Genomic DNA, 18237 nt, shown 5'->3' on the forward strand with positions numbered 1-18237 from the left:
GGCATATGTTTCCTTCCCCGTACGGAGGACCGGCAGGAGACAGGGACAAGGAGCGGGCCGGCGTCAGTACGAGGCGACGGCCGGACGCTCCACGTCGACGTCGTCAGTCATGACGAGGAGACGACCGTCCGTGCTGCGGTTGACCTTGAGCACCACGGGAAACGCCCGGACCTTGCACGCTCCCGCGACGGCCTCGGCGTCTTGCCCGGTCAGCACCCGGGCCACGGGTGTCAACGCCGTCACCATGGGGGCGGCGGCCTCCGCATCGCGCGGGCCGTCGGCCGTCACCACGGCGAGCACCTGCTCACGACCCCGCGGGACACCGCGAGCGTACTCCACGAACTTCGGCAGCTTCTCCTTGCACGGCCCGCAGGTCGGGGAGAAGAACGCGACCACCGTCTCGCTCTCGATCATCGCATCGTGCACGGGCTCGCCGTCCACCGAAGCGACGGAGAAGACCCCGACCTCGTCGCCGGGGCCGAGCGACAGTCGGCCGCCACCCCGCTCGGAGAGCAACTCGGTGTGCTCCCGCAGACGTTTGATGACGCCCACGGTGAGAATCAGGTCGAGGGTACACAGCAGGCCGACGAGTACGACGGCGGCAGCGAGGACGGGCACGGACGTCTCCCTTCAGACAGGACGGAACGGGACGGATCGAGGCGACGGACGGTGCGCGGTGCGCGGTACAAGCGGCCTCAGCGGCCCGGTTGCGGGGGACTGCCGGAAGGCGGCGAGGGCGCCGGCCGGACAGGACGGAACAACTCCACGATCACGTCGAACGCGGCCACACAGCCGCCGACGAGCAGCCCCGCCAGCGCGGACAGTGCAAGCGCCCAGGGCTCGACGGGGGCGGCCTCCCGCAGCAGCGACATCCCCGCCGCGCACGCCGCGACCCCGGCGAGCAGCACGTTGCGCACGATGTGCCGGACGCCGAGCGGGTCCCTCGATCCGCTGCCGAAGCATCGGCAGACCGCGCGAGTACCCCGGGCGACGACACAGGTGATGGTGATCGAGAAAACGACGAGCAGCGCGGCGGCGAGTGCCAGCCCAACGCCGGCGAGGCGGGTCCACGGCATCAGGACCAGCGAACAGACCAGCCACTCCGCCACCACTACGGCGACCGCCGTCGCCCGGGTCACCGCACCGGGCAGGACGTCCAACCGGCCCAAGGACGCGGTGAAAGCGGCGAACGATCGTCTGCTTCTCACCTTGCCGACAGCAGCGGCCAGAAAGACGGTGGCGATGAGCACGCGCACGGCGGATTCCGCGTAGGGCACGGGTGACACCTCCTGCAGTCGGGCCGAAGGCCGGAGAAGAGGCCGGGGACACCGAACGGTCACCAGACGGCCGACGCGTGTGGTCGTCACGCCGACGCGACACCGGTGTCCCCAGCAGCACTTCAGGTCATGTCACTGCGTCAGCAGCCCGGGCAGCTGCGCCAGCAGTTGATGGAGCCGCAGTAGGTGTTGACGCAGCACGCACTGCGCGCGCACTGCCAGCACGAGTTGAAGCACTGACAGGCCTGGATCGAGGCGGCAGCCTCCACTTTGGGGACGAACAGGCCGAGAAGCCTGCTGCTGAGGGATTCCAGTGCCTTGGACATGAAGTCCTCCTTCTGGAAGGCGGTTGGGAGGACGTCAGGAAGCCGCGAACCGGGCACACGCCTTGTGCCCGACGCGTGAACGGCCCTGCCATTCGGGGCAGTTGCTCCATGGCGCCCACCCCGGAGCCTAGGGACGTCGGGTGCGGAGGTTCCAGCGTCTGGCCGTCCAGGACACCGTCCCGGATGACGTGCCTGTCCGGGACGGCGTCCGGGCCGTGTCCCGAGACGTCGTGCGACCGCTGTCCCGGACGACCACCACCGAGCCGCCGCCGTCCGCCACGTTCTCGACGATCAGTGCCGGCAGCCCGGAAGACACAGCCGCCGTCAGGATGCAGAAGGTCGCGCTCTGCTTGGAAGCGTGGGCTCAGCGTCTGAGCGGTGTCAGGTGCCTGATCACGGCCGTGTGGCCTGCCGGTGGTTTTCGCGAGTCTGGCCGCTGATGCGGCGACGGCTCGGCTGCGGACCTCTCCGGCTGGCGACGGGCCCCGGTTGGCCTACACCGTCGGGGCGGGCAGTGGTCGGGTTCCGACGGCTCGGCGGGTCTGTCCGGACACGCATGATCCCGGCCGGGCGTTCTGCCTGGTGATGATCCGGACCGATGTGCCGGCGATCCAGGTCCTCGGGCCGGGCCGGCAGTCGGACGGTGTCTTGCCACGGGACATCCAGAGCGCCTACGAGCTGCCCGGCACGGCGGGGATGGGCGGAGGGTTGCCGTCCCCGTCGCGAACGACTACCCCAGCGCCGAGCGGGATTTGGCGGTCCACCACATCCAGCAGCTTGCGAGCAGAGTTCGCCGTCAGGCTGCTGCAAGGTGCCACGCACGATGGCGCCGGCCAGTTCTAGCGCCGGGGCCCTCGTGGGAGCCAGGATCGCCAGGCGCGGAAGTGCGGTGAAGCTCGCCGGGGAGACCGTCGCACCGTGCTGCAGGCACAGACGGTCCCAGAGCTCCTCCCAAGCCTCCGGAGCTTCCTCTCGCTCGACCTGATCCAAGAGCGCCGGCACTTTCCCAGTCAACCCGTGGGCATCGACCAGTCCGCCACCTGGGCATTCAAGCGTCTCCAGAGCCCCCGGCGCCAACCTGCAGGACGACAGAGCCACGAGGTTCCTTGATCAGTGCGGGACAGCCCTTGGATGAGGCGCCGCGGTCCTTTCGTAACCGTCTGGGCGAACTGGTATGGGAACAGGCCATTGCTCGGCGAGCAAGGGCAGCGCCGGCGCCGTGGCGTTGTAGACGGCCCTGGAGGTGCGCACTGCGAACTGCTGGCCGGAGCCCACAATGCGTTCGCCGTCCCGTAGAGCGGGCGCTTTCCGCTGCGTACGCCGACCAGCTTGCGCCGACGCCCTTTCCAGCGGCGTCCCGGCAGGCGGGCCGTGAAGTCGACGGTGGTCCCATGCCACCTGCAATGGCGCGTCGAGCCTCTTCCCCTTTGCCTCCCTCGGTCCGCAGTTTGCCGCGCGGCGGGTCACGAGATCGTCGCGGTGCTGAAGGGACCGTCTGGTGGCTGCTTCAGCGGGTGCGCCGGCCATGGCGGAACCGGGTGCGGAATGCCGCCGGTGTGGTGTCGGTGCGCTGGGTGAAGTACTTGACGAAGTTGCTGGAGTCGAGGAAGCTGAGCCCGGCGGCGATGCCGGCCACGGGTTCGTCGCCCCCGCGTCAGCCAATCTGTTCGGCTAGGGCGACGATGATCCCTGCGGGGCCACGGAGGTAGCAGAGCCGGAAGATGTTCTCGTACTGCGCTACCTCGCCGAGGAGTTCGGCGCCGTGGCCGCGCAGGCGGGCGATGGTGTCGTCGATGTCGTCGACGGCGAACATGACGCGATGCAGGCCCAGCGTGTTGGGCGGAGGGTTCCGCGGCCCGGCGTCGGATACCGCGGGGGCGTGGTATTTGGTCAGCTCCAGCTTGCTGTGGCCGTCCGGGGTCCGCATTACCGCGATGTCGCTCCGTACGCCGTCGAGTCCGACGGTGCGGTCCGCATAAAGGCCTTCGATCTGCGCCTTGCCTTCCAGCTCCATGCCGAGCTCGGTGAAAAAGACGACAGCCGCGTCCAGATCGTCGACGACGATGGCGACGTTGTCCATCCGCTGAATAGTCATGTCTCTGAGCCTAACGACTCGATACGCGGTGGCGCGGGGTCGGTCATGACATGACGACGGCCTCGCAGCCCCGTCCGCAACACCGCCGTCAAGCTGGGCCTGCCTCACCTGGCCGAGGCCCTGACCCAGTACGCACAGCGGGCCGACGAGGCCAAGACGGGCTGCCTCGACTTCATCGACCGGGTCCTGTCCGGAGAACTGGCCGTTCGCGACGACCCCCGCTTCCGCCAAGGGCTGGGGCGGAAAATTAAGAGTACGCGGAGGGGATTTCCTTCGGCCTACCGGGTGAGTTTTCGATCCGGACCCCTGGCAAAAGGTTGCTCCGAGGACAAGATCGTCCTGAGGCGCGGCAGCGTGTCGCCACACGAGTGCACGACCGCGCGCGATACCTGGAACTGCCGAGAGGTGACCGCCATGTCCTTCCTGGGGAAATCCCTTCGCACTTTTCCGACCGTCACCCTGGGGGTTGCACTTCTGGGGATGAGCGCCGGTCCCGTGCAAGCGGTTCCAGTCGGGCACCAGAAAACACAGAAAACCGCCCGGGCTTCCGACAAATGGCGCGAGACGGCCGTCCAGTACGCGGACGCCCACTGGAACTGGACCACATGGGACGACAGCACGCCCCGGGCGAAGGACGGCCAGACACAGCCCTATTTCGAGTGCGCCGAGTTCGTCGCTCGCGCCCTTGCCGCGGGCGGCCTCGTCCCCGGACTGAAGCCGGATGATCCTCAGGACTCCTACTACCACTACAAGGCACCGAACGGCAAGGAATACGACCTCCTGCTGATCTCGGACGTCATCGGCTACCGAAGCCTCTACGACTTCATCATGGACTACCACCTCGGCGCGGATGTCGGCGACGATCCCGCCAAGGCTCAGCCCGGCGACGTGGTGGTCATCTTCAACTCGGACTACTCGGACAAGCTGCACACGGGTCTGGTGGCGCAAGAGATGAAGGGCGACGCGGATTCGACCGTCGACGCCCACAACAAGGCGCACTACCGACGCACGTACACGAAATTCAACGCGGACGGATACGCCCACGTCATCCATATCGATCCGGGTGTGATCAAATCACAGAAGCCCGCCGTTCAGTCGCCCTCCGACCCGGACCTCATCCGATCCCACGCCAGTCACGCCCGCCCCTCCTAGCAGTCCTTCGTCGTGCGGCGTGTTCACGCCGGCAGGCGCCGGTGCCCGGGCGGTGTAGCCGCCGCGGCCTGCGCTAGGAGGCCCTCCACGATCAGCCACTGTGCTGCGTTGCAGGAGGCGAGGACGAACAACTGGGCGGCCGCCCGCGTCCTCGGGTCCGTCAGCAGTGTGCGGCGGAGCAGGACCGCCGTGTCGGAGGCCGCGAACAGCAGGGCGCCGGCCGGGAGCCAGGTCCGCCGGTCATGAGTCGGGCGCATCAGAGGGGCGACAGCGTCCGAGGGCCCGACGGGCCGCGGGTCCTGGGCGAGCGTCAGGGTGACCGCGAGATCGTGGCGTAGGTGACCAGGGCCGCGGGCACGCGAGCACCGCGGTGCCCCGCCCGCAGCCGGATCTGCACCGTCGTCGCCCGGCGTGGCACCCGCCACGGCATGCTGGTGGAGGCCCGGGCGAGCTGCATTCCGCGGCGGAATGTCTCCTCCAGGCTGGGGTCGAAGTGCCGGGTCGGGACGAGCTCGAGGGCCATCCGCTGGGCCGATGCCTTGACCGCCATACGGCGCACCACCGCTTCGGCCGGCGCCCACACTGCCGCCACCGCCAGCCCGGGCACCCCGTCCCGTGAAAAGGGAGAGGAGGGGACCGGACGCCGTCGTGGCGGCCGCAGGGCCTCCACGGCCGGTCAGGAACGGGACGCAGGAGCCCACCCGGGTGCTCCGTCCTTGACGGTGCGGGTGAAGTGCCCTCCCTCGTGGGCGAGCGGGCCCTGTGCCCGGCGACGGCCTCCTCCCGCACACGTGCCCCGCCGTGCCTAGGAGCACCACTTGGTGGCGGCGCATTGGCCGACGACGATGTCTCCGCTTCGGTGTCCGGGACGGTCCATACAGCGGCTGCGGGGTGTCGCGAGGCGGGTTCAGGTTGAGGGGTTGTCGACTTCGCGGATGCCCCCTCCGGGGCCGGTGGCAAGGTACTCCAGGAGCAGGATGAGGGCGTTCGCGGCCAGTTCCTGTGCGGGGGCGTCGCTGAACTCGCCGGTGCAGGGCTCGCCTTCGTCGGTGACGTCGGCCGGCTCGAAGGTGGTCTCCCGCGTCCGGTGGGCCGGCCATTGGTCGGCACGGGTGGTGAACCGGATGCGGATCGGCCAGCTGTTCCCGTCTGCGGTGACGTCGACGACGTGGATAGTGCCAGCCTGCGGGCTGTCGATGGAGCGCCCGCGCAGCGCATCAGCGGTCATCTGTGCGGCGCGGGCGGACGAGAAGGACGTGGCGGTCATACCGGGAGGTTAGTGCGGGGACGGGCGGTGTGTGCTCCGTCCCCGCGTCCGGTCAGCAGCGTCGGGCGCCGGCCGGGAGCTTTTCGTGGTAGGCGGTGATGATGCCCCCGTAGGGGTCCAGTGCTTCGCGTGGATTGAAGCCGAAGCCGAAGCCGAAGCCGAAGCCGAAGCCGGTGGCGTTGCCGCAGCGCAACGGGATGTTGGCGAAGGGTACGTGCGGGGCGCACCACTTGACGATGTGCCCTTTGGTCTTGCCGTCGAGCGCGTCCGGCTTGAGAACCGCGGGCTTGACGGGATTCGCTTGCGCAGCAGGCGAAACCAGGGACAGCGGGACGAGCATGACGGCAGCCACCGCTAACGTACGAGAGGCTGTGCGGCACCGCGTGAGAAGTGGCGACGCCGCGTCTCAAGGTGATGCTTGGACGTCGGGACTTCGACGCCGTCGACTGGAACTTCACAAAGCCGGGTGACAAGCTACCGAGCCTCGTCGAAGACATGCGGAAGCCGGACTGGGCCCAGCGACCCGAAGACCCCGAGGACAGGAAGAGCACAAAGAATGCCGGATTTCGTACGAGAGGGACGTCTGTTCCGGGTGGTCAGCTTCGCGGCGTCGCACCGGCAGCTGCTGCTGCGCAGCGAGCCCACCGCGATCGACGAAACGGACACCCGGGTCGAGGTGTACTTCGGGCATGTGGAGCTCATGCTGCTCAAGCCCATCTACGAGAAGGGGATCCACGTCCGCCGGGCGTCGGGGGCGGAGTTCGCGGTGCTGAAGGAGCGTCATGACCTCGTCGCGGACGATGCGGGCTTCACCTGGATGATCGAACCGGACGGGGACAGCTTCGTCATCTCCGGCGGACCCGCGTGGCGCGAGGCGGCCCGCGAGTTCGAGGACCCATCCCTGTTCGACTTCAGTCAGCCCTGGCCCCCGGACTTCCCCGTGGAGTACGGCAGCATCGGATGACACGCTGAGGGCGCCTCCTGCTACAGGGGGCGCCCTCAGCGCCCTGCAGGCCCCTTCGGCGAAGGACCGGATGGACATCACCGGCGCCTTTCGGAGCCTGTCCGGCGCCTAGGCCGTGCTCGAGCTCCGCGCGGTGGTCAGCAACGGCGACATACGGGTGGTGGGGCCGCGCCGACACCGCCAGCCGTGGTCGGCCTCCTCAACGCGATGCTCGTCGCGGGCTCGTCGCGGCCGCCATGTCCGCCAGCTCTGTCCTGGTCGTCGCCAACGGCCTGCGGCTACGCACCTGGCAGCCCTCGCCCTTCCGGAGCCGCACGCGATGGCCGAGGAGAGTTCCTGGCGGCCGACCCACCGCTGTGTGATCGATGCCCCGCTCGGCGCGATTGCCCCGGTCGGGGCCTGCGTCGTGGCTCTCGGAGGGCCCAGCACATGGGTCGCTGAGGGCAACGCGGGCAGCCCGGTGCGGATTTCGGTCACCCAAGGGACGTGTTTTCCTGCTGGTCGGGAAACACCCTGGACACGGCGGCGTTCTTCCGGATCACCAACAGCGGCGGCTCGGCGGACCGGCTGGTTGATGTGACATCCGCCGCTGTCGACGGCGTCCCTGAGCTGCCACCGCATGACCGGTGCTCGGACGGCCTCCGCGCGGACGGTGGCCTTGGTCTCCGTCCCGGTCGGAAGCAGCCTCGCCATGCCGCCGTACAGCCTTGATGTGACGGTACCGGCGAACGCAGCCTGGCAGGCCGGTGACCTCGTCATGTTCGCCTTGCACTTCGACCGTGGCGGGGCGGTCAAATTCCCGGCGGTGGTGGTCCGTCCGGGCTGGGCCGGCCCATGACTCCGTTTTCCTGAGCGGTCGGTTGGGCCGGCCGCCCAGTTCCGGAGCGGGGTTTGATCGTGACGATCGTCGGCGTCCATCTCATCCTCAGGTCGGTTCCGGGTAGACATTCGTTGCTGCTTCGATCGAGTGACCCGGCCAAGTGACCGGTCCCAGCGAAGGGCCCCTGGAACGGCGTCACTTAGATCCGACCGCACCTGCCGGCACTGCGAAGTGCTTACGCGTGGCAGGGCGGACCAACACGGGCGACCAGGCCGGCCGCGTTCGTCCGTCGCGCGACCCGCGTCGGTCAATCGCGGCGTCACCGGCGCTTTCACAGCAACACCCGGAGTCGCTGCCTCATGCTCCGGCTCCGGGCCCTACCAACCTCAGGTGCGCGCCATGCCTCAGCGCGGTGGGTGATCCGACACCCATCCGTACGAAAGGAACCCAAGAGTGCGCAGAACCAAGATACGCAGCCTGGCGGTCGCCCTCGGGGTCACGACGGCTGTTACGGGCCTGGGTGCCACGGCGCTCGGCTCTCCCACTCCGACCACGGATCACGCCGTGTCGTCGACCGGCACCTCTGACGCTGCTGTGGCGGAGGCCGCGCGCACGGCCGCCATGGCCCATGCCGCGGCGACCGGCCTCACCAAGGGTGAGGTACTGCGGGCCCAGGACGTGATGCTCGACCCCGAGGGCTCGCGCCACGTCCGGTTCGCACTCACCCACCAGGGCATGCCGGTCCTCGGCGGTGACCTCGTCGTGCACCTCGACCACGCGCTGGCGTACACGGGCGTCACCCGTGCCGCCGGCCCCGAGGTCAAGCCCACCACCAAGGCGAAGCTGACGCCGACGCAACGACGGCCTGCCGGTGAAGGGCATCGGCCGGACCAAGCCCACGGCGATCTTCTACCGGGCGCCGACCCGCTACATGGTCTCCACGACCGACTTCCACGGCGCACGCGTCGCGACACTGAAGGCGGTCAAGGACCTGTACGGCGCGAGCAGCACCGAGTACAGGACGGTGGACCGGGCCTGGGCCGCGGTCAACGTGACCGCCGCCAACACCCCGGAGGGCCGTCACTGACGAGGCCGTCAGATGCCGACAGGTTGCCCCGCTCCCGGCGGAGCAACCCTACATCGCAGTCACCGCATTGGCGCATGGAAGGGATTTGAGATGAACCAGCATCGCAGTGCACACCACAAGAAGAAGGTAGTCCTCGGTCTCCTCGTCGGCGGCGCCATCGCCGCGGGCGCTGCCGCGGTCCTGCCGAACAGCGCACAGGCCGCCCGCGACATGGCAAAGGACGACAGCGCCCGGCCGGCCGACTCGCAGACCGAAGCATTCTCGCCCTTCGTCGACATCGCCGACGGCTCTCCGCTCGACCTCGTCGCCACGGCGAAGGAGAGCGGAGTCAAACACTTCACGGTCGGTCATCTCAAACGCGGGACCGGCTGCGCCGCCGAGGGCGGAGACGACGTCCTCGCGAAGCTGGAGCAGCTGCGCCAGGCGGGTGGCGACGTGCGGGTTTCCTTCGGAGGGGACGGTGGCGACCTGACGCCCAACTGTTCTTCCGCGGCGCAACTGGCGGCCGCCTACGCGAAGATCATCGACAAGTACAAGATCACGAAGGTCGACTTCGACGTTCAGGGATACGTCCTGAACATGCCGACGCTCAACTCCCTACGCGCACAGGCCATTGCACGGCTGCAGAAGAGTCACCCGGGCCTGGATGTGTCGATCAGCCTGCCCGCGTTGCCGGGCGGCTTCACTCCGAACGGCCTCAAGGTGCTGGCCGACGCCAAGGCCAAGAGCGTGAAAATCTCCTCGGTGAACGCCGTGACCGGCAACCCGGGCGACACCGCCACCGACGGCGACCTGCTGAAGTACACGACCACCGCTGCCACTGCCGCCCAGGGGCAGCTCACCTCCACCTTGGGACTGTCGCAGGCGCAGGCATGGAAGGCACTCGCCGTCACTCCGAGCATCGGCGTGAACGACTTCGGCAGGCGGACGTTCACGCTGGAGGACGCGAAGGCGCTGGTCGCCTTCGCCAACTCCAAGCATCTGGGCCGGCTGTCCATGGATTCGATCAACCGCGACAAACAGTGTCAGGACGGCGCCGAGTCGGCCGACGGAGCCAAGCCCCCGTGCAGCGGCGTGCAGCAGAAGCCGTTCGCCTTCAGTAAGGCCCTGGAAACCTACCGGGGTTAGCAGGATTGAGGGCAGGTGCCGCCAGGAACCGACAGCCCAGCGCTCGTAGGCGCCGCACCGCCTTCGCTCCTGGCCTGGCAACGGGCGAACTGGGCGCGATGGGCGCGCCTGGGCAGCGATGTCCACCCTGGGCGCTCGTGCAGCCCCGACCGGCTTCGGGATGCTGTTGGAGAACTGCTGTCTGCCGACGGTGACGCAGGGGCCGAAGGAACCGCAGGCGGAAAACGTTCTTCGGCAGACGTAACACTGCCAGGGTATGCGTAGGGGCTCCATCCCGAGCGTGAGGTCGCTGGGACGGAGCCCCGGCTGCTGATGCGCCGACAGCGTCCGGCTTCAGGTCAGGGGGCGCAGCCCCTGACAGCGGCCCCAGCCAGTTCAGCTGCCCTGCTCCTCCGGCTCCTGCTTCGGAGCGTGCTTGAGCGCGTCCCTCGCCCCCGGCCGCTCGCTGGGCCCGAGCGTGGCGCAGTAGACGTGGATGACGATCGTGACCGCCAGGCCCTGCTCCCGGTCCCGCAGCGCGGCCACCCGCGACTGCTGGGCGGAGTCCCGGCACAGACGCTCACGCCGCCGCCCGAGCCGGTCTGTGGGCTGTCTGTGGCAACGTGACGCCCGCCCGCTTGCGCCTGCTTCATGCCACCCATACCACGCTGAACAATTGCCCTGGTCACGGCGCAGGGGCGTGTCTGAGCGGCATCGAGGGGAACGACCGATGGACAGAGCAGGACGTCTGGACCGTAGAGCACTGCTCGCCGGCGGACTTGTGGGCGCCACCGCAGCGCTCTCAGGGTGCTCGTCGACGAGGGCCTTCCCGGCGGCGGCCAGCGCTTCGCCGAGCCCGCGCCCGACCACACCCTCCGCGGCATTGGCGAGACTGATGGAAGGCAACGAGCGCTGGGTGAGCGGAGACCTTCAACACCCCGACCGGGACCCGAACAGGCGTCAGTTCGTCGCCCAGGAGCAACAGCCCTTTGGGGCGATCCTCTCGTGCATCGACTCCCGAGTCCCGCCTGAACTCCTCTTCGACACGGGGCTGGGTGATCTTTACGTGATGCGCACGGCCGGGGAGACGGCCGACCCGGTGGTCACTGGTTCCGTCGAGTACGGGCCTATGACCAGTGGCACCCCGCTCATCGTGGTCCTCGGGCATCAGCGCTGCGGCGCCGTCAAGGCGGCGTACAAGTCCCTTCATGACGGCAAACCGCTGCCCGGCAACCTGCAGGCGATCGTCAAGGCTCTGCAGCCGGCATACGATCAGGCAGCCCGGGAAGGCGGCACCGACCCGGTCGAGACCATGGCCCGTGCCCAGGTCACGTTGACCGCCACCAAGCTGCGTTCCAACCAGGACCTCGCCCCCCTCGTCGCAAAGCGCGCCCTAGCCGTGGTCGGCGCCTATTACTCGCTCGACACCGGCAAGGTGGAAGTCCTGTCCGGCGCGCCTTCCTGAACCGGTCGCACGAGACGGATGGCTTTGACAGGCCGGTGACGGGCGACCGGACCGCCTTCCCGAGGCGTGCTGTCGAAATACGGGGTCTGGCTCAACTTCCGTGCCGAGTGACGCTCAGTCATGGCGGTGCATCAAAGAGGGCGATGGAAGGTGGCGGCGGGGCGAGGCCGACTGCGGCCAGGGTCGAACGCAGCCGCTCGGTGCGCCGGCCATTTCTGCGGGTCAGGCCGGGGACTTGCCCACGAAGGTGCGCCGCGGACACACGCCGATTTCGCAGCGGAACCGCCGGCCCCGGAGCCGGAGTACGACGCTCCGGCCGGCGCTCGGAACATCCCCTGGGAACCGCAGGTAGGAGCAGTGCACCCGGATCGACCAGGCCCCGCATCCCGGGCAGGTGGCGCCAGCCGCGGTGCACTGCGGGTCGACGCGCACGATCTCAATATCCACGTCCACCGACAGCACCGCGACGTCCCCCGGCGAGGGGAACAACAGCTCCTCCAGCCGGATCACGAACTCTTCCAGGGCCCCGAACCGTCAGACCAACCACTTTGACCACGGATCATTTTCGGGCGACTTCAAAGGCGCCTGAAGGTACCCAGCCGTGGCTCACAGTGGTCGTTGCACAGAAGTTGTGCCAGAACCTTCTCGGGCTCTGGTCCTCTTCGTGTGGTCGCGTACACAGGGTGACTGTTGATCTTCGCCTCATGGTGGTTTTAGTGGTCGTAGGCGGTCAGTGCGCGCATGACTGGCCGGCCGCGCATGAACCTGGCTCCACTCATCAAGCCCTCTAGGCTGGAACGGTGACTGATGAGCAGGAGCGGGTGCAGCCGTCGGGAGTGTGGGCCACGGCGGTGGGGGTGGCCAGGGTGCGGGCGCTGGAGACCGAGCGGGAGAACGCGCTGTTCCGCGACCCCCTGGCACAGGCCTTCGCCACCGCCGGCGGCCTGTGGCCCTCCTCGCCGCCGCTGCCCGATGACGAGGCCGCGCGACGCCGCCGGCTGGCCGTGTCGTTCTCCATCGTCATCAGGACGAAGTTCCTCGACGACCTGTTGCAGCAGGCCTCCGCGTCCGGGGTCCGGCAGGTCGTGCTGCTCGGCGCCGGCATGGACAGCCGTGCCTTCCGGATGGACTGGCCCGAAGGCACCCGGCTGTTCGAGGTCGACACCGCTGCGCCACTGGACTTCAAGGCTTCGGTGCTGCGCCAGGAGCGGGCCGTCGCACGCTGCGAGCGGATCACCGTCGCGGTGGATCTGCGTGAGGACTGGCCAGGCGCGCTGGCCGCCGCAGGGCACGACCCGGCCGTGCCGACCGTGTGGATCGCCGAAGGACTACTGATCTATCTGCCCGAGGACGCGGTGGAGCTACTGCTGGCCCGGATCAGCGCGCAGTCGGCGGCAGGCAGTCGGATGGGGCTGACGTTGGGCTCGCGCGGCCTGATCGAGCGTTTCGGCGCGGATGCCGTGCCGGGATCGGCGGCGTCCATCTGGGTCTCGGAGATGCCCGACGACCCGGTGGGCTGGCTGGCCGGGCACGGCTGGGAGGCCCACAGCCACACCCTGCGCGAGCGCGCTGCCGCCTACGGCCGCCCGATCAGCACCCCGCCGCAGCGCGAGGAGCGGCCCGGCGGACTGATCTCGGCGGTCCGCCGGTAGAGCGCCTCCCGGTTCCCTAGATGATCGATTCCAAGGGGGCCTGATGAGTGGACCAGGTTCGAAGCGCACGGACGTACCCGCGGCGATGTTGAGCCGCCGATCCTGGGCCGCACCGACCAGGTGGAGCGACCCCGGGGCAGGCAGCCACATCGAGTTCAGCTCGTTCGCGCACTTCGCCCGGACCGCCGAACGCGCCAAGTTCGACTTCCTGTTCCTCACGGAGGGGCTGCGGCTGCGCGAACAGGGGGGCCAGATCTATGACTTGGACGTGGTGGGGCGCCCCGACACCTTCACCGTCCTGTTGGCGCTGGCTGCCGTCACCGAACGGCTGGGCCTGACCGGCACCATCAACTCCACCTTCAACGAGCCCTACAAGGTGGCCCGCCAGTTCGCCAGCCTCGACCACCTCTCAGGCGGACGCGCCGCTTGGAACGTCGTGACGTCCTGGGACGCCTTCACCGGCGAGAACTTCCGCCGCGGCGGTTTCCTCCCGCAGGAGGAGCGCTACTCCCGCGCGAAGGAGTTCCTCACCACCGCGATCGAGCTCTTCGACTCCTGGCACGGGGACGAGATCGTCGCCGACCGGGGGACCGGCACCTTCCTGCGGGACGCGCAGGCCGGAGCCTTCGTGCACCAGGGCCGGCACTTCGACATCCAGGGACAGTTCAACGTCCCGCGCAGCCCGCAGGGCCGACCGGTGATCTCACCGGCGCCGACGAGCTGCTGATCACCACGATCACCCACGGCCACGCGGACCGGGTGCGGTCTTACGAGTTGCTGGCCGGGGAGTGGCGCAAGAGGTGAGGTGCGAGACGTGCAGTCGTCTTGCTGGCAGGGAAGCTGGCCCGCTCGCGGCGAGTACGGAGATTTGCCGCGTCCCGCCGGGCGGCCTCCTCGGCGAGGAGAACCCTCACGACTTCGGCCGAGTCCCAGCGTTGTGCCTTGGCGGGGGGATCAGACGGGTCAACGCCCGCCGGATGTGCGGGGGGACGCCCGGCGATGTCACGGTCAGCCGGCTGGGGTACGGCTCCGTGGACCTGCCGGGCCTCGATGTCCGGCGTCCGGCGTACCCAGGATCCGGCAGTGACACGGCTGCGCCGAGCCGCTGAGGTGGGCCGCGCCGGGATCGCCCGGTGTCTGGTTGGCACTGGCCTCACCTCAGCAGTTGCGCACTCAGGGGCAGGAGAACCTACGGCAGCTCAGCCGCGATCACCGTGACGTCGTGAACGGGGCCGCTGTGCGCCGCTGGCAGTCCGGTCGGCCTCGGTGTCCGAGTGACCGGCCTCGCCCCGCCGTGCCTTCACGGTTGCAGCGGGCGCAACGGGGAGGCGCAGCGGCCATCCCGCGGGTGGATGGCTCGCTGGCGACTACTCATGGTTGGGGGCTGCCATCTCTCCCAGCAGCGACCAGTCGTCTTGCGGAACGGTCACGTTCACGATGCGCGGCGTCTCGAGCAAATGGGGCGGCAGCGTCTGCTGCGCAGCTTTGAAGTGGGCGGACTGCACATGCGCGGCTCCGGCCGCATCGTCGCGGAAGGCCTCGACCAGGACGTACTGGGTCGGGTCCTCTACGTTGCGCGACCAGTCGAACCAGAGGCATCCGGGCTCGGCGCGCGTGGCCCGGGTGAAGTCAGCGGTGATCTCGGGCCAGCGGTCGGCATCCTCGAGGCGGACCCGGAACTTGGCGGTGATGAAGATCATGTGATTCCTTCGCTGATGTCTGTACTTGGTTTTCGCTGTGTGTGGCGTGGCGGGGAAACGGCCGCTCCGGTGGCGGTGGCGCGTCCAGCAGGCGTTGTGTACGTGGCGGGCCGGGGCGACTTGCCGGTCCGCGGGCGGGCGCGGCTGTACCCGCTTCCCGGTGGTGTCACCAGGACTCATGGCGACAAGATCGTACAATCTCGACCTGTCGTCGCCGGCCCGCGGGCTCAGGAGAGCGGCCGTGTCGCGGCACTTCGCCACACGGCCTCGGTGAGCCGCAGTGGCGTATGGTCAGGTGGCGCGGCCGTCCGATGGGTTGTCAGGACTGGAGTACCAACTGACCGTCCACGTACGGAAGGACCTTGGCGCGCGGCAGATGCACCAAGATCTCCTCGCCGGCCGGGACGCCCTCCTCCCGCGGCGTTTTGGCCCTCACGAGCTGACCGGCCACTTCGACCTCAAGCACGCGCTGCGCGCCGTGGTCCCTGACACCCCGCAGTCTGGCGGGGAAGGTGTTGGGACCGGGGTCCGTGACGACCTTGACGTACTCGGGCCGGACCCCCACCTGAACGTCGGTCGCACTACCCGGGATGTCCCAGGCGACGGACAACGCCCGGCCATCCAGCGTGAGGGGCCCGTCGTCGCGGGTCACGGTCAGGAAGTTCATCGCCGGTGAGCCGATGAAGTAGCCGACGTAAGTGGACGAGGGAGCCTCGAAGAGCTGCTCCGGGGTGCCTTGCTGCACGGCACGGCCATTCTTCATGACCAGCACTTCCTGGGCGAAGCTCATCGCCTCGTACTGGTCGTGCGTCACGTAGATCACCGTGGGCCTGAACTGCTCGGTGATCTCACGGATCTTGCGCCGCAGCGAGTGCTTCATCTGCGGGTCGATGACTGTGAGCGGCTCGTCCATCAGCACGGCCGCCACATCGTCGCGGACCAGGCCACGGCCGAGCGAGATCAGCTGCTTGTCGTCGGCGGTGAGCCCGCGGGCGGGGTGTCCCAGCCGGTCGTGCAGGTCCAGGGCCTCGGCGACCTGCTGGACCTTGGCGTCGATCCTCGCCCTGTCCCAGCGCCGACACTGCAACGGGAAGGCGAGGTTCTCGTAGACCGTCATCGACTTGTAGATGACGGGGAACTGAAAGACCTGGGCAATGTTGCGGGCCTTCGTGGGAAGGGTGGTGACGTCGACGCCGTCGAACAGCACCCGTCCCTGGGATGGTCTGACCAGGCCGGACAGGATGTTCAGCAGCGTCGTCTTGCCGCAGCCCGAGGGTCCGACCAGCGCATAGGTCTTGCCCGACTCGAAGGTCAGGTTCAGCGGCTTGAGGGCCCACCGCTCTTCCTCGCCACCCGGGGCGTACGCGTGCCCGACGTCGACGATGTCCAACTGCGCCATATCAACGCCTTTCCATTGAAGCGAGATCGTATGAAGGCGTCCGCATGAGCGTCCCCGTGTCATCGAAGGCGAACAGCCGGTCGGGGCGAAGTCGCAGTCTGACCAGGTCGCCGAGGGCGACGTCGTGGATGCCCTCGATCTGGACGACGAAGGGGGTTTCCCCGACGACCAGGTGGACGAAGGTCTCGGAACCGGAGATCTCTACGAAGGTGACCTCGCCCTCGACCCCGCTGGAGGCCAGGCTGACGTCCGTGGCACGCAGACCGAACTGGTAGGCCCCGTCCGGCAGGTCGGCCAGGTGCGCGGAGATGTGCGTGGCCTGGAAGTCGGCCACCGTGACCTGGCCGCCCTCGATCCGGCCCGCGAAGATGTTCATGGGCGGGTCGTTGATGATGGACGCCACGGTGGTGGTTGCTGGGCGTTCGAAGACCTCCTGCGGGGTGCCGGTCTGGAGGATCTGCCCCTCATGCATGACCAGCACCACGTCTCCGAGCATCATTGCCTCGGCGGGTTCGGTCGTCGTGTAGATGACGATTGTGTCGCCCTGGTCCGAGAAAAGGGTCTTGAATTCGTCGCGCAGTTGTTCGCGCAATTTGTAGTCCAGGTTCGCCAGCGGCTCGTCGAGCAGGAGGATGCCGGTACCGCGTGCCAGGGCGCGAGCCATCGCGACGCGCTGCTGCTGGCCGCCCGAGAGCTGGGAGGGCTTGCGCTTCTCGAAGTCCGCGAGCCCCACACGGGCCAGGCTCTGCCGGACCCGCCGCTGGATCTCGTCCCGTGACAGCCCGGCCCGCTTCAGCGGGAAGGCCACGTTCTGGAACACATTGAGATGCGGGTAGTTGATGAACTGCTGGTAGACCATGGCGGTGTCGCGCCGCCACACCGATGTCTTCAGGAAGTCCGTTCCCGCCCGGGTCAGGGACCCGGAGTCCACCTCCTGCAGTCCGGCCAGCACCCGTAGCAGCGTCGTTTTGCCGGCCATCGTCCGGCCGATGACGGTATGGAGCTGTCCCGGCTGGAAGGCCGCGGTCACGTTCTTGAGGTGGTTGACGCCGTCGACGGTCAGGCACAGATCAGTGGCACTCAGGTTCATCGGACAGCTCCCGACAGGTTCCCCTTGGACAGTAGGCGCTCGACCCAGAGGGCGAGCAGGATCAGCGGTGCCACGCCGAACAGCGCGGCGGCGGACAGCGTCCACCAGGGCGGAATGGAGGAGTTGAGGGCGACGACCGTCTGAGGCAGGGTCTGGACCTCGGTGAAGGTCAGCCGGAAGGCGAAGAAGAAGTCGTTCCAGCCGAACACGGCGCAGAACATCGCTGCCACGGTCAGCCCGGGCAGGGAGTTGGGCAGGATCGCTCGTACGAAGGTCTGGAACGGGGGGCAGCCGTCCAGCATCGCCATTTCGTCGATCTCCCGAGGGATGCCGTTGAAGAAGTCCACCATCACCCAGACCGCGATCGGCAGCAGCAGGGCAACCGTGACGATGACCAGGCCCGGGATGGTGTCCAGGAGGCCGCCCCACTGCAGGAGGTAGAAGAAGGGGATCACCAGGACGACAGGCGGCATGATCCGTTGGGAGACGAAGAAGAAGACGATGTCGCTGTTTTTGATGAAACCCAGCCTGAACCGGTAGCGGGACAGGGCGTAAGCGGCCAGGGAACCCAGGGCCAGGCTGATGGCGGACGCGGCGATGGTGATGATCGCGCTGTTTATGAAGGGATCGATCACATCGACACCACCGGCTCCGCCGAAGATATTGCGCCAGCCGGTGAGGGTGGGCTTGTACTGCACCCAGGGAATGTAGGTGGGACCGCCCTGGACCGCGTTGGCGTTCTTGAAACTGGTCGTCATCGCCCAGAAGAACGGTCCCGCGACGAAGCAGGCCCACAGTGCGATCACGGTGTATTTGAATACGGGATAAAGGCGCGA

General features: G+C 68.3%; 21 protein-coding genes and 5 pseudogenes. 10 read left to right on the forward strand and 16 right to left on the reverse strand.

The annotated features are described in order from the left end of the window. Window positions 1-63 precede the first annotated feature (63 nt). The 5 genes from Q8A52_RS36485 to Q8A52_RS36505 all read right to left on the reverse strand — a co-directional run bounded on the left by Q8A52_RS36485 (window position 64) and on the right by Q8A52_RS36505 (window position 3698). Complete coding sequence (locus Q8A52_RS36485) at window positions 64-618, reverse strand: thioredoxin domain-containing protein (protein ID WP_316759507.1); 555 nt, start codon at window positions 616-618, stop codon at window positions 64-66. 77 nt (window positions 619-695) lie between these two features. Continuing rightward, window positions 696-1277 (reverse strand): MauE/DoxX family redox-associated membrane protein, encoded by a 582-nt coding sequence (locus Q8A52_RS36490; RefSeq protein ID WP_316759509.1) that lies wholly within the window; start codon window positions 1275-1277, stop codon window positions 696-698. A gap of 140 nt (window positions 1278-1417) precedes the next feature. Continuing rightward, window positions 1418-1603: a hypothetical protein gene (locus tag Q8A52_RS36495; protein ID WP_316759512.1), complete on the reverse strand. Its 186-nt coding sequence runs from the start codon at window positions 1601-1603 to the stop codon at window positions 1418-1420. 1507 nt (window positions 1604-3110) lie between these two features. Next, entirely contained in the window at window positions 3111-3239 is a 129-nt protein-coding gene (locus Q8A52_RS36500) for a hypothetical protein (protein WP_316759515.1), read from the reverse strand. Window positions 3240-3257: 18 nt separating this feature from the next. Next, window positions 3258-3698: a VOC family protein gene (locus Q8A52_RS36505; RefSeq protein ID WP_316759518.1), complete on the reverse strand. Its 441-nt coding sequence runs from the start codon at window positions 3696-3698 to the stop codon at window positions 3258-3260. A 93-nt stretch (window positions 3699-3791) separates the two neighbouring features. On the opposite strand from Q8A52_RS36505, the pseudogene Q8A52_RS36510 reads away from it, so the two are divergent. Continuing rightward, a pseudogene (locus tag Q8A52_RS36510) lies at window positions 3792-3935 on the forward strand (ATP-binding protein); the annotation flags it as partial. Window positions 3936-4112: 177 nt separating this feature from the next. Next, entirely contained in the window at window positions 4113-4850 is a 738-nt protein-coding gene (locus Q8A52_RS36515) for an amidase domain-containing protein (protein ID WP_316759520.1), read from the forward strand. 23 nt (window positions 4851-4873) lie between these two features. Here Q8A52_RS36515 and Q8A52_RS36520 read toward each other — a convergent pair whose 3' ends face one another. The 4 genes from Q8A52_RS36520 to Q8A52_RS36535 form a co-directional block, all read right to left on the reverse strand. After that, a complete protein-coding gene (locus tag Q8A52_RS36520; protein ID WP_316759522.1) occupies window positions 4874-5107 on the reverse strand; it encodes a lysoplasmalogenase family protein in 234 nt (77 codons plus the stop codon). A 53-nt stretch (window positions 5108-5160) separates the two neighbouring features. Next, window positions 5161-5400, reverse strand: coding sequence for a hypothetical protein (locus Q8A52_RS36525; protein ID WP_316759525.1), 240 nt, complete (start codon window positions 5398-5400; stop codon window positions 5161-5163). Window positions 5401-5757: 357 nt separating this feature from the next. Next, the gene (locus Q8A52_RS36530) at window positions 5758-6117 is read right to left on the reverse strand and encodes a hypothetical protein (RefSeq protein WP_316759527.1); all 360 of its coding nucleotides are present in this window, start codon (window positions 6115-6117) and stop codon (window positions 5758-5760) included. A 52-nt stretch (window positions 6118-6169) separates the two neighbouring features. Further along, window positions 6170-6457: a hypothetical protein gene (locus Q8A52_RS36535; protein ID WP_316759530.1), complete on the reverse strand. Its 288-nt coding sequence runs from the start codon at window positions 6455-6457 to the stop codon at window positions 6170-6172. Window positions 6458-6673: 216 nt separating this feature from the next. Here Q8A52_RS36535 and Q8A52_RS36540 point away from each other — a divergent pair, with 216 nt between their 5' ends. The 5 genes and pseudogenes from Q8A52_RS36540 (at window position 6674) to Q8A52_RS36560 (ending at window position 10116) form a co-directional block, all read left to right on the forward strand. Beyond that, entirely contained in the window at window positions 6674-7081 is a 408-nt protein-coding gene (locus Q8A52_RS36540; protein ID WP_316759533.1) for a hypothetical protein, read from the forward strand. A 619-nt stretch (window positions 7082-7700) separates the two neighbouring features. After that, complete coding sequence (locus tag Q8A52_RS36545; RefSeq protein WP_316759535.1) at window positions 7701-7919, forward strand: hypothetical protein; 219 nt, start codon at window positions 7701-7703, stop codon at window positions 7917-7919. Window positions 7920-8582: 663 nt separating this feature from the next. Next, a pseudogene (locus tag Q8A52_RS36550) lies at window positions 8583-8663 on the forward strand (hypothetical protein); the annotation flags it as partial. Window positions 8664-8760: 97 nt separating this feature from the next. Then, window positions 8761-8988, forward strand: a pseudogene (locus tag Q8A52_RS36555) (M4 family metallopeptidase); the annotation flags it as partial. A gap of 90 nt (window positions 8989-9078) precedes the next feature. Beyond that, the gene (locus Q8A52_RS36560) at window positions 9079-10116 is read left to right on the forward strand and encodes a glycoside hydrolase family 18 protein (RefSeq protein WP_316759540.1); all 1038 of its coding nucleotides are present in this window, start codon (window positions 9079-9081) and stop codon (window positions 10114-10116) included. A 375-nt stretch (window positions 10117-10491) separates the two neighbouring features. On the opposite strand, the gene Q8A52_RS36565 is transcribed toward Q8A52_RS36560, so the two are convergent. Further along, window positions 10492-10641 (reverse strand): hypothetical protein, encoded by a 150-nt coding sequence (locus Q8A52_RS36565; RefSeq protein WP_316759543.1) that lies wholly within the window; start codon window positions 10639-10641, stop codon window positions 10492-10494. A gap of 349 nt (window positions 10642-10990) precedes the next feature. Between Q8A52_RS36565 and Q8A52_RS36570 the strand changes: the two genes are divergently transcribed. Then, window positions 10991-11560 carry a carbonic anhydrase gene (locus tag Q8A52_RS36570; RefSeq protein ID WP_316759545.1) on the forward strand — a complete coding sequence of 190 codons (570 nt, stop codon included), beginning with the start codon at window positions 10991-10993 and terminating at the stop codon, window positions 11558-11560. A 222-nt stretch (window positions 11561-11782) separates the two neighbouring features. Here Q8A52_RS36570 and Q8A52_RS36575 read toward each other — a convergent pair whose 3' ends face one another. Further along, entirely contained in the window at window positions 11783-12070 is a 288-nt protein-coding gene (locus Q8A52_RS36575; protein WP_316759548.1) for a transposase family protein, read from the reverse strand. Window positions 12071-12396: 326 nt separating this feature from the next. Between Q8A52_RS36575 and Q8A52_RS36580 the strand changes: the two genes are divergently transcribed. Then, window positions 12397-13212 (forward strand): class I SAM-dependent methyltransferase, encoded by an 816-nt coding sequence (locus Q8A52_RS36580; RefSeq protein ID WP_316759788.1) that lies wholly within the window; start codon window positions 12397-12399, stop codon window positions 13210-13212. 85 nt (window positions 13213-13297) lie between these two features. After that, window positions 13298-13933 (forward strand): annotated as a pseudogene (locus tag Q8A52_RS36585) (LLM class flavin-dependent oxidoreductase); the annotation flags it as partial. Between the two features lie 100 nt (window positions 13934-14033). Here Q8A52_RS36585 and Q8A52_RS49480 read toward each other — a convergent pair. The 5 genes and pseudogenes from Q8A52_RS49480 to Q8A52_RS36605 all read right to left on the reverse strand — a co-directional run. Continuing rightward, window positions 14034-14200 (reverse strand): annotated as a pseudogene (locus tag Q8A52_RS49480) (ATP-binding protein); the annotation flags it as partial. Between the two features lie 379 nt (window positions 14201-14579). Beyond that, entirely contained in the window at window positions 14580-14912 is a 333-nt protein-coding gene (locus Q8A52_RS36590) for a putative quinol monooxygenase (protein WP_316759550.1), read from the reverse strand. 319 nt (window positions 14913-15231) lie between these two features. Then, on the reverse strand, window positions 15232-16311 hold the full coding sequence (locus tag Q8A52_RS36595; protein ID WP_316759553.1) for an ABC transporter ATP-binding protein: 1080 nt from the start codon (window positions 16309-16311) through the stop codon (window positions 15232-15234). Between the two features lies 1 nt (window position 16312). Then, the gene (locus Q8A52_RS36600; protein WP_316759555.1) at window positions 16313-17401 is read right to left on the reverse strand and encodes an ABC transporter ATP-binding protein; all 1089 of its coding nucleotides are present in this window, start codon (window positions 17399-17401) and stop codon (window positions 16313-16315) included. Then, window positions 17398-18207, reverse strand: coding sequence for a carbohydrate ABC transporter permease (locus Q8A52_RS36605; RefSeq protein WP_316759557.1), 810 nt, complete (start codon window positions 18205-18207; stop codon window positions 17398-17400). The genes Q8A52_RS36600 and Q8A52_RS36605 overlap by 4 nt, the downstream gene beginning before the upstream one ends. Window positions 18208-18237 lie beyond the last annotated feature (30 nt).

Origin of the sequence: Streptomyces herbicida (assembly GCF_032656585.1) — a bacterium.
Taxonomy (GTDB): domain Bacteria; phylum Actinomycetota; class Actinomycetes; order Streptomycetales; family Streptomycetaceae; genus Streptomyces; species Streptomyces herbicida.

Excerpts from the sequence above, each read along its gene's own strand:
- Q8A52_RS36505 (WP_316759518.1), bottom strand. The coding sequence starts at position 3,698 with ATGACTATTCAGCGGATGGACAACGTCGCCATCGTCGTCGACGATCTG.
- Q8A52_RS36545 (WP_316759535.1), top strand. The coding sequence starts at position 7,701 with ATGACCGGTGCTCGGACGGCCTCCGCGCGGACGGTGGCCTTGGTCTCC.
- Q8A52_RS36595 (WP_316759553.1), bottom strand. The coding sequence starts at position 16,311 with ATGGCGCAGTTGGACATCGTCGACGTCGGGCACGCGTACGCCCCGGGT.
- Q8A52_RS36535 (WP_316759530.1), bottom strand. The coding sequence starts at position 6,457 with ATGCTCGTCCCGCTGTCCCTGGTTTCGCCTGCTGCGCAAGCGAATCCC.
- Q8A52_RS36515 (WP_316759520.1), top strand. The coding sequence starts at position 4,113 with ATGTCCTTCCTGGGGAAATCCCTTCGCACTTTTCCGACCGTCACCCTG.
- Q8A52_RS36495 (WP_316759512.1), bottom strand. The coding sequence starts at position 1,603 with ATGTCCAAGGCACTGGAATCCCTCAGCAGCAGGCTTCTCGGCCTGTTC.
- Q8A52_RS36525 (WP_316759525.1), bottom strand. The coding sequence starts at position 5,400 with ATGGCGGTCAAGGCATCGGCCCAGCGGATGGCCCTCGAGCTCGTCCCG.
- Q8A52_RS36530 (WP_316759527.1), bottom strand. The coding sequence starts at position 6,117 with ATGACCGCCACGTCCTTCTCGTCCGCCCGCGCCGCACAGATGACCGCT.
- Q8A52_RS36600 (WP_316759555.1), bottom strand. The coding sequence starts at position 17,401 with ATGAACCTGAGTGCCACTGATCTGTGCCTGACCGTCGACGGCGTCAAC.
- Q8A52_RS36520 (WP_316759522.1), bottom strand. The coding sequence starts at position 5,107 with ATGCGCCCGACTCATGACCGGCGGACCTGGCTCCCGGCCGGCGCCCTG.
- Q8A52_RS36540 (WP_316759533.1), top strand. The coding sequence starts at position 6,674 with ATGCCGGATTTCGTACGAGAGGGACGTCTGTTCCGGGTGGTCAGCTTC.
- Q8A52_RS36570 (WP_316759545.1), top strand. The coding sequence starts at position 10,991 with ATGGAAGGCAACGAGCGCTGGGTGAGCGGAGACCTTCAACACCCCGAC.
- Q8A52_RS36590 (WP_316759550.1), bottom strand. The coding sequence starts at position 14,912 with ATGATCTTCATCACCGCCAAGTTCCGGGTCCGCCTCGAGGATGCCGAC.
- Q8A52_RS36560 (WP_316759540.1), top strand. The coding sequence starts at position 9,079 with ATGAACCAGCATCGCAGTGCACACCACAAGAAGAAGGTAGTCCTCGGT.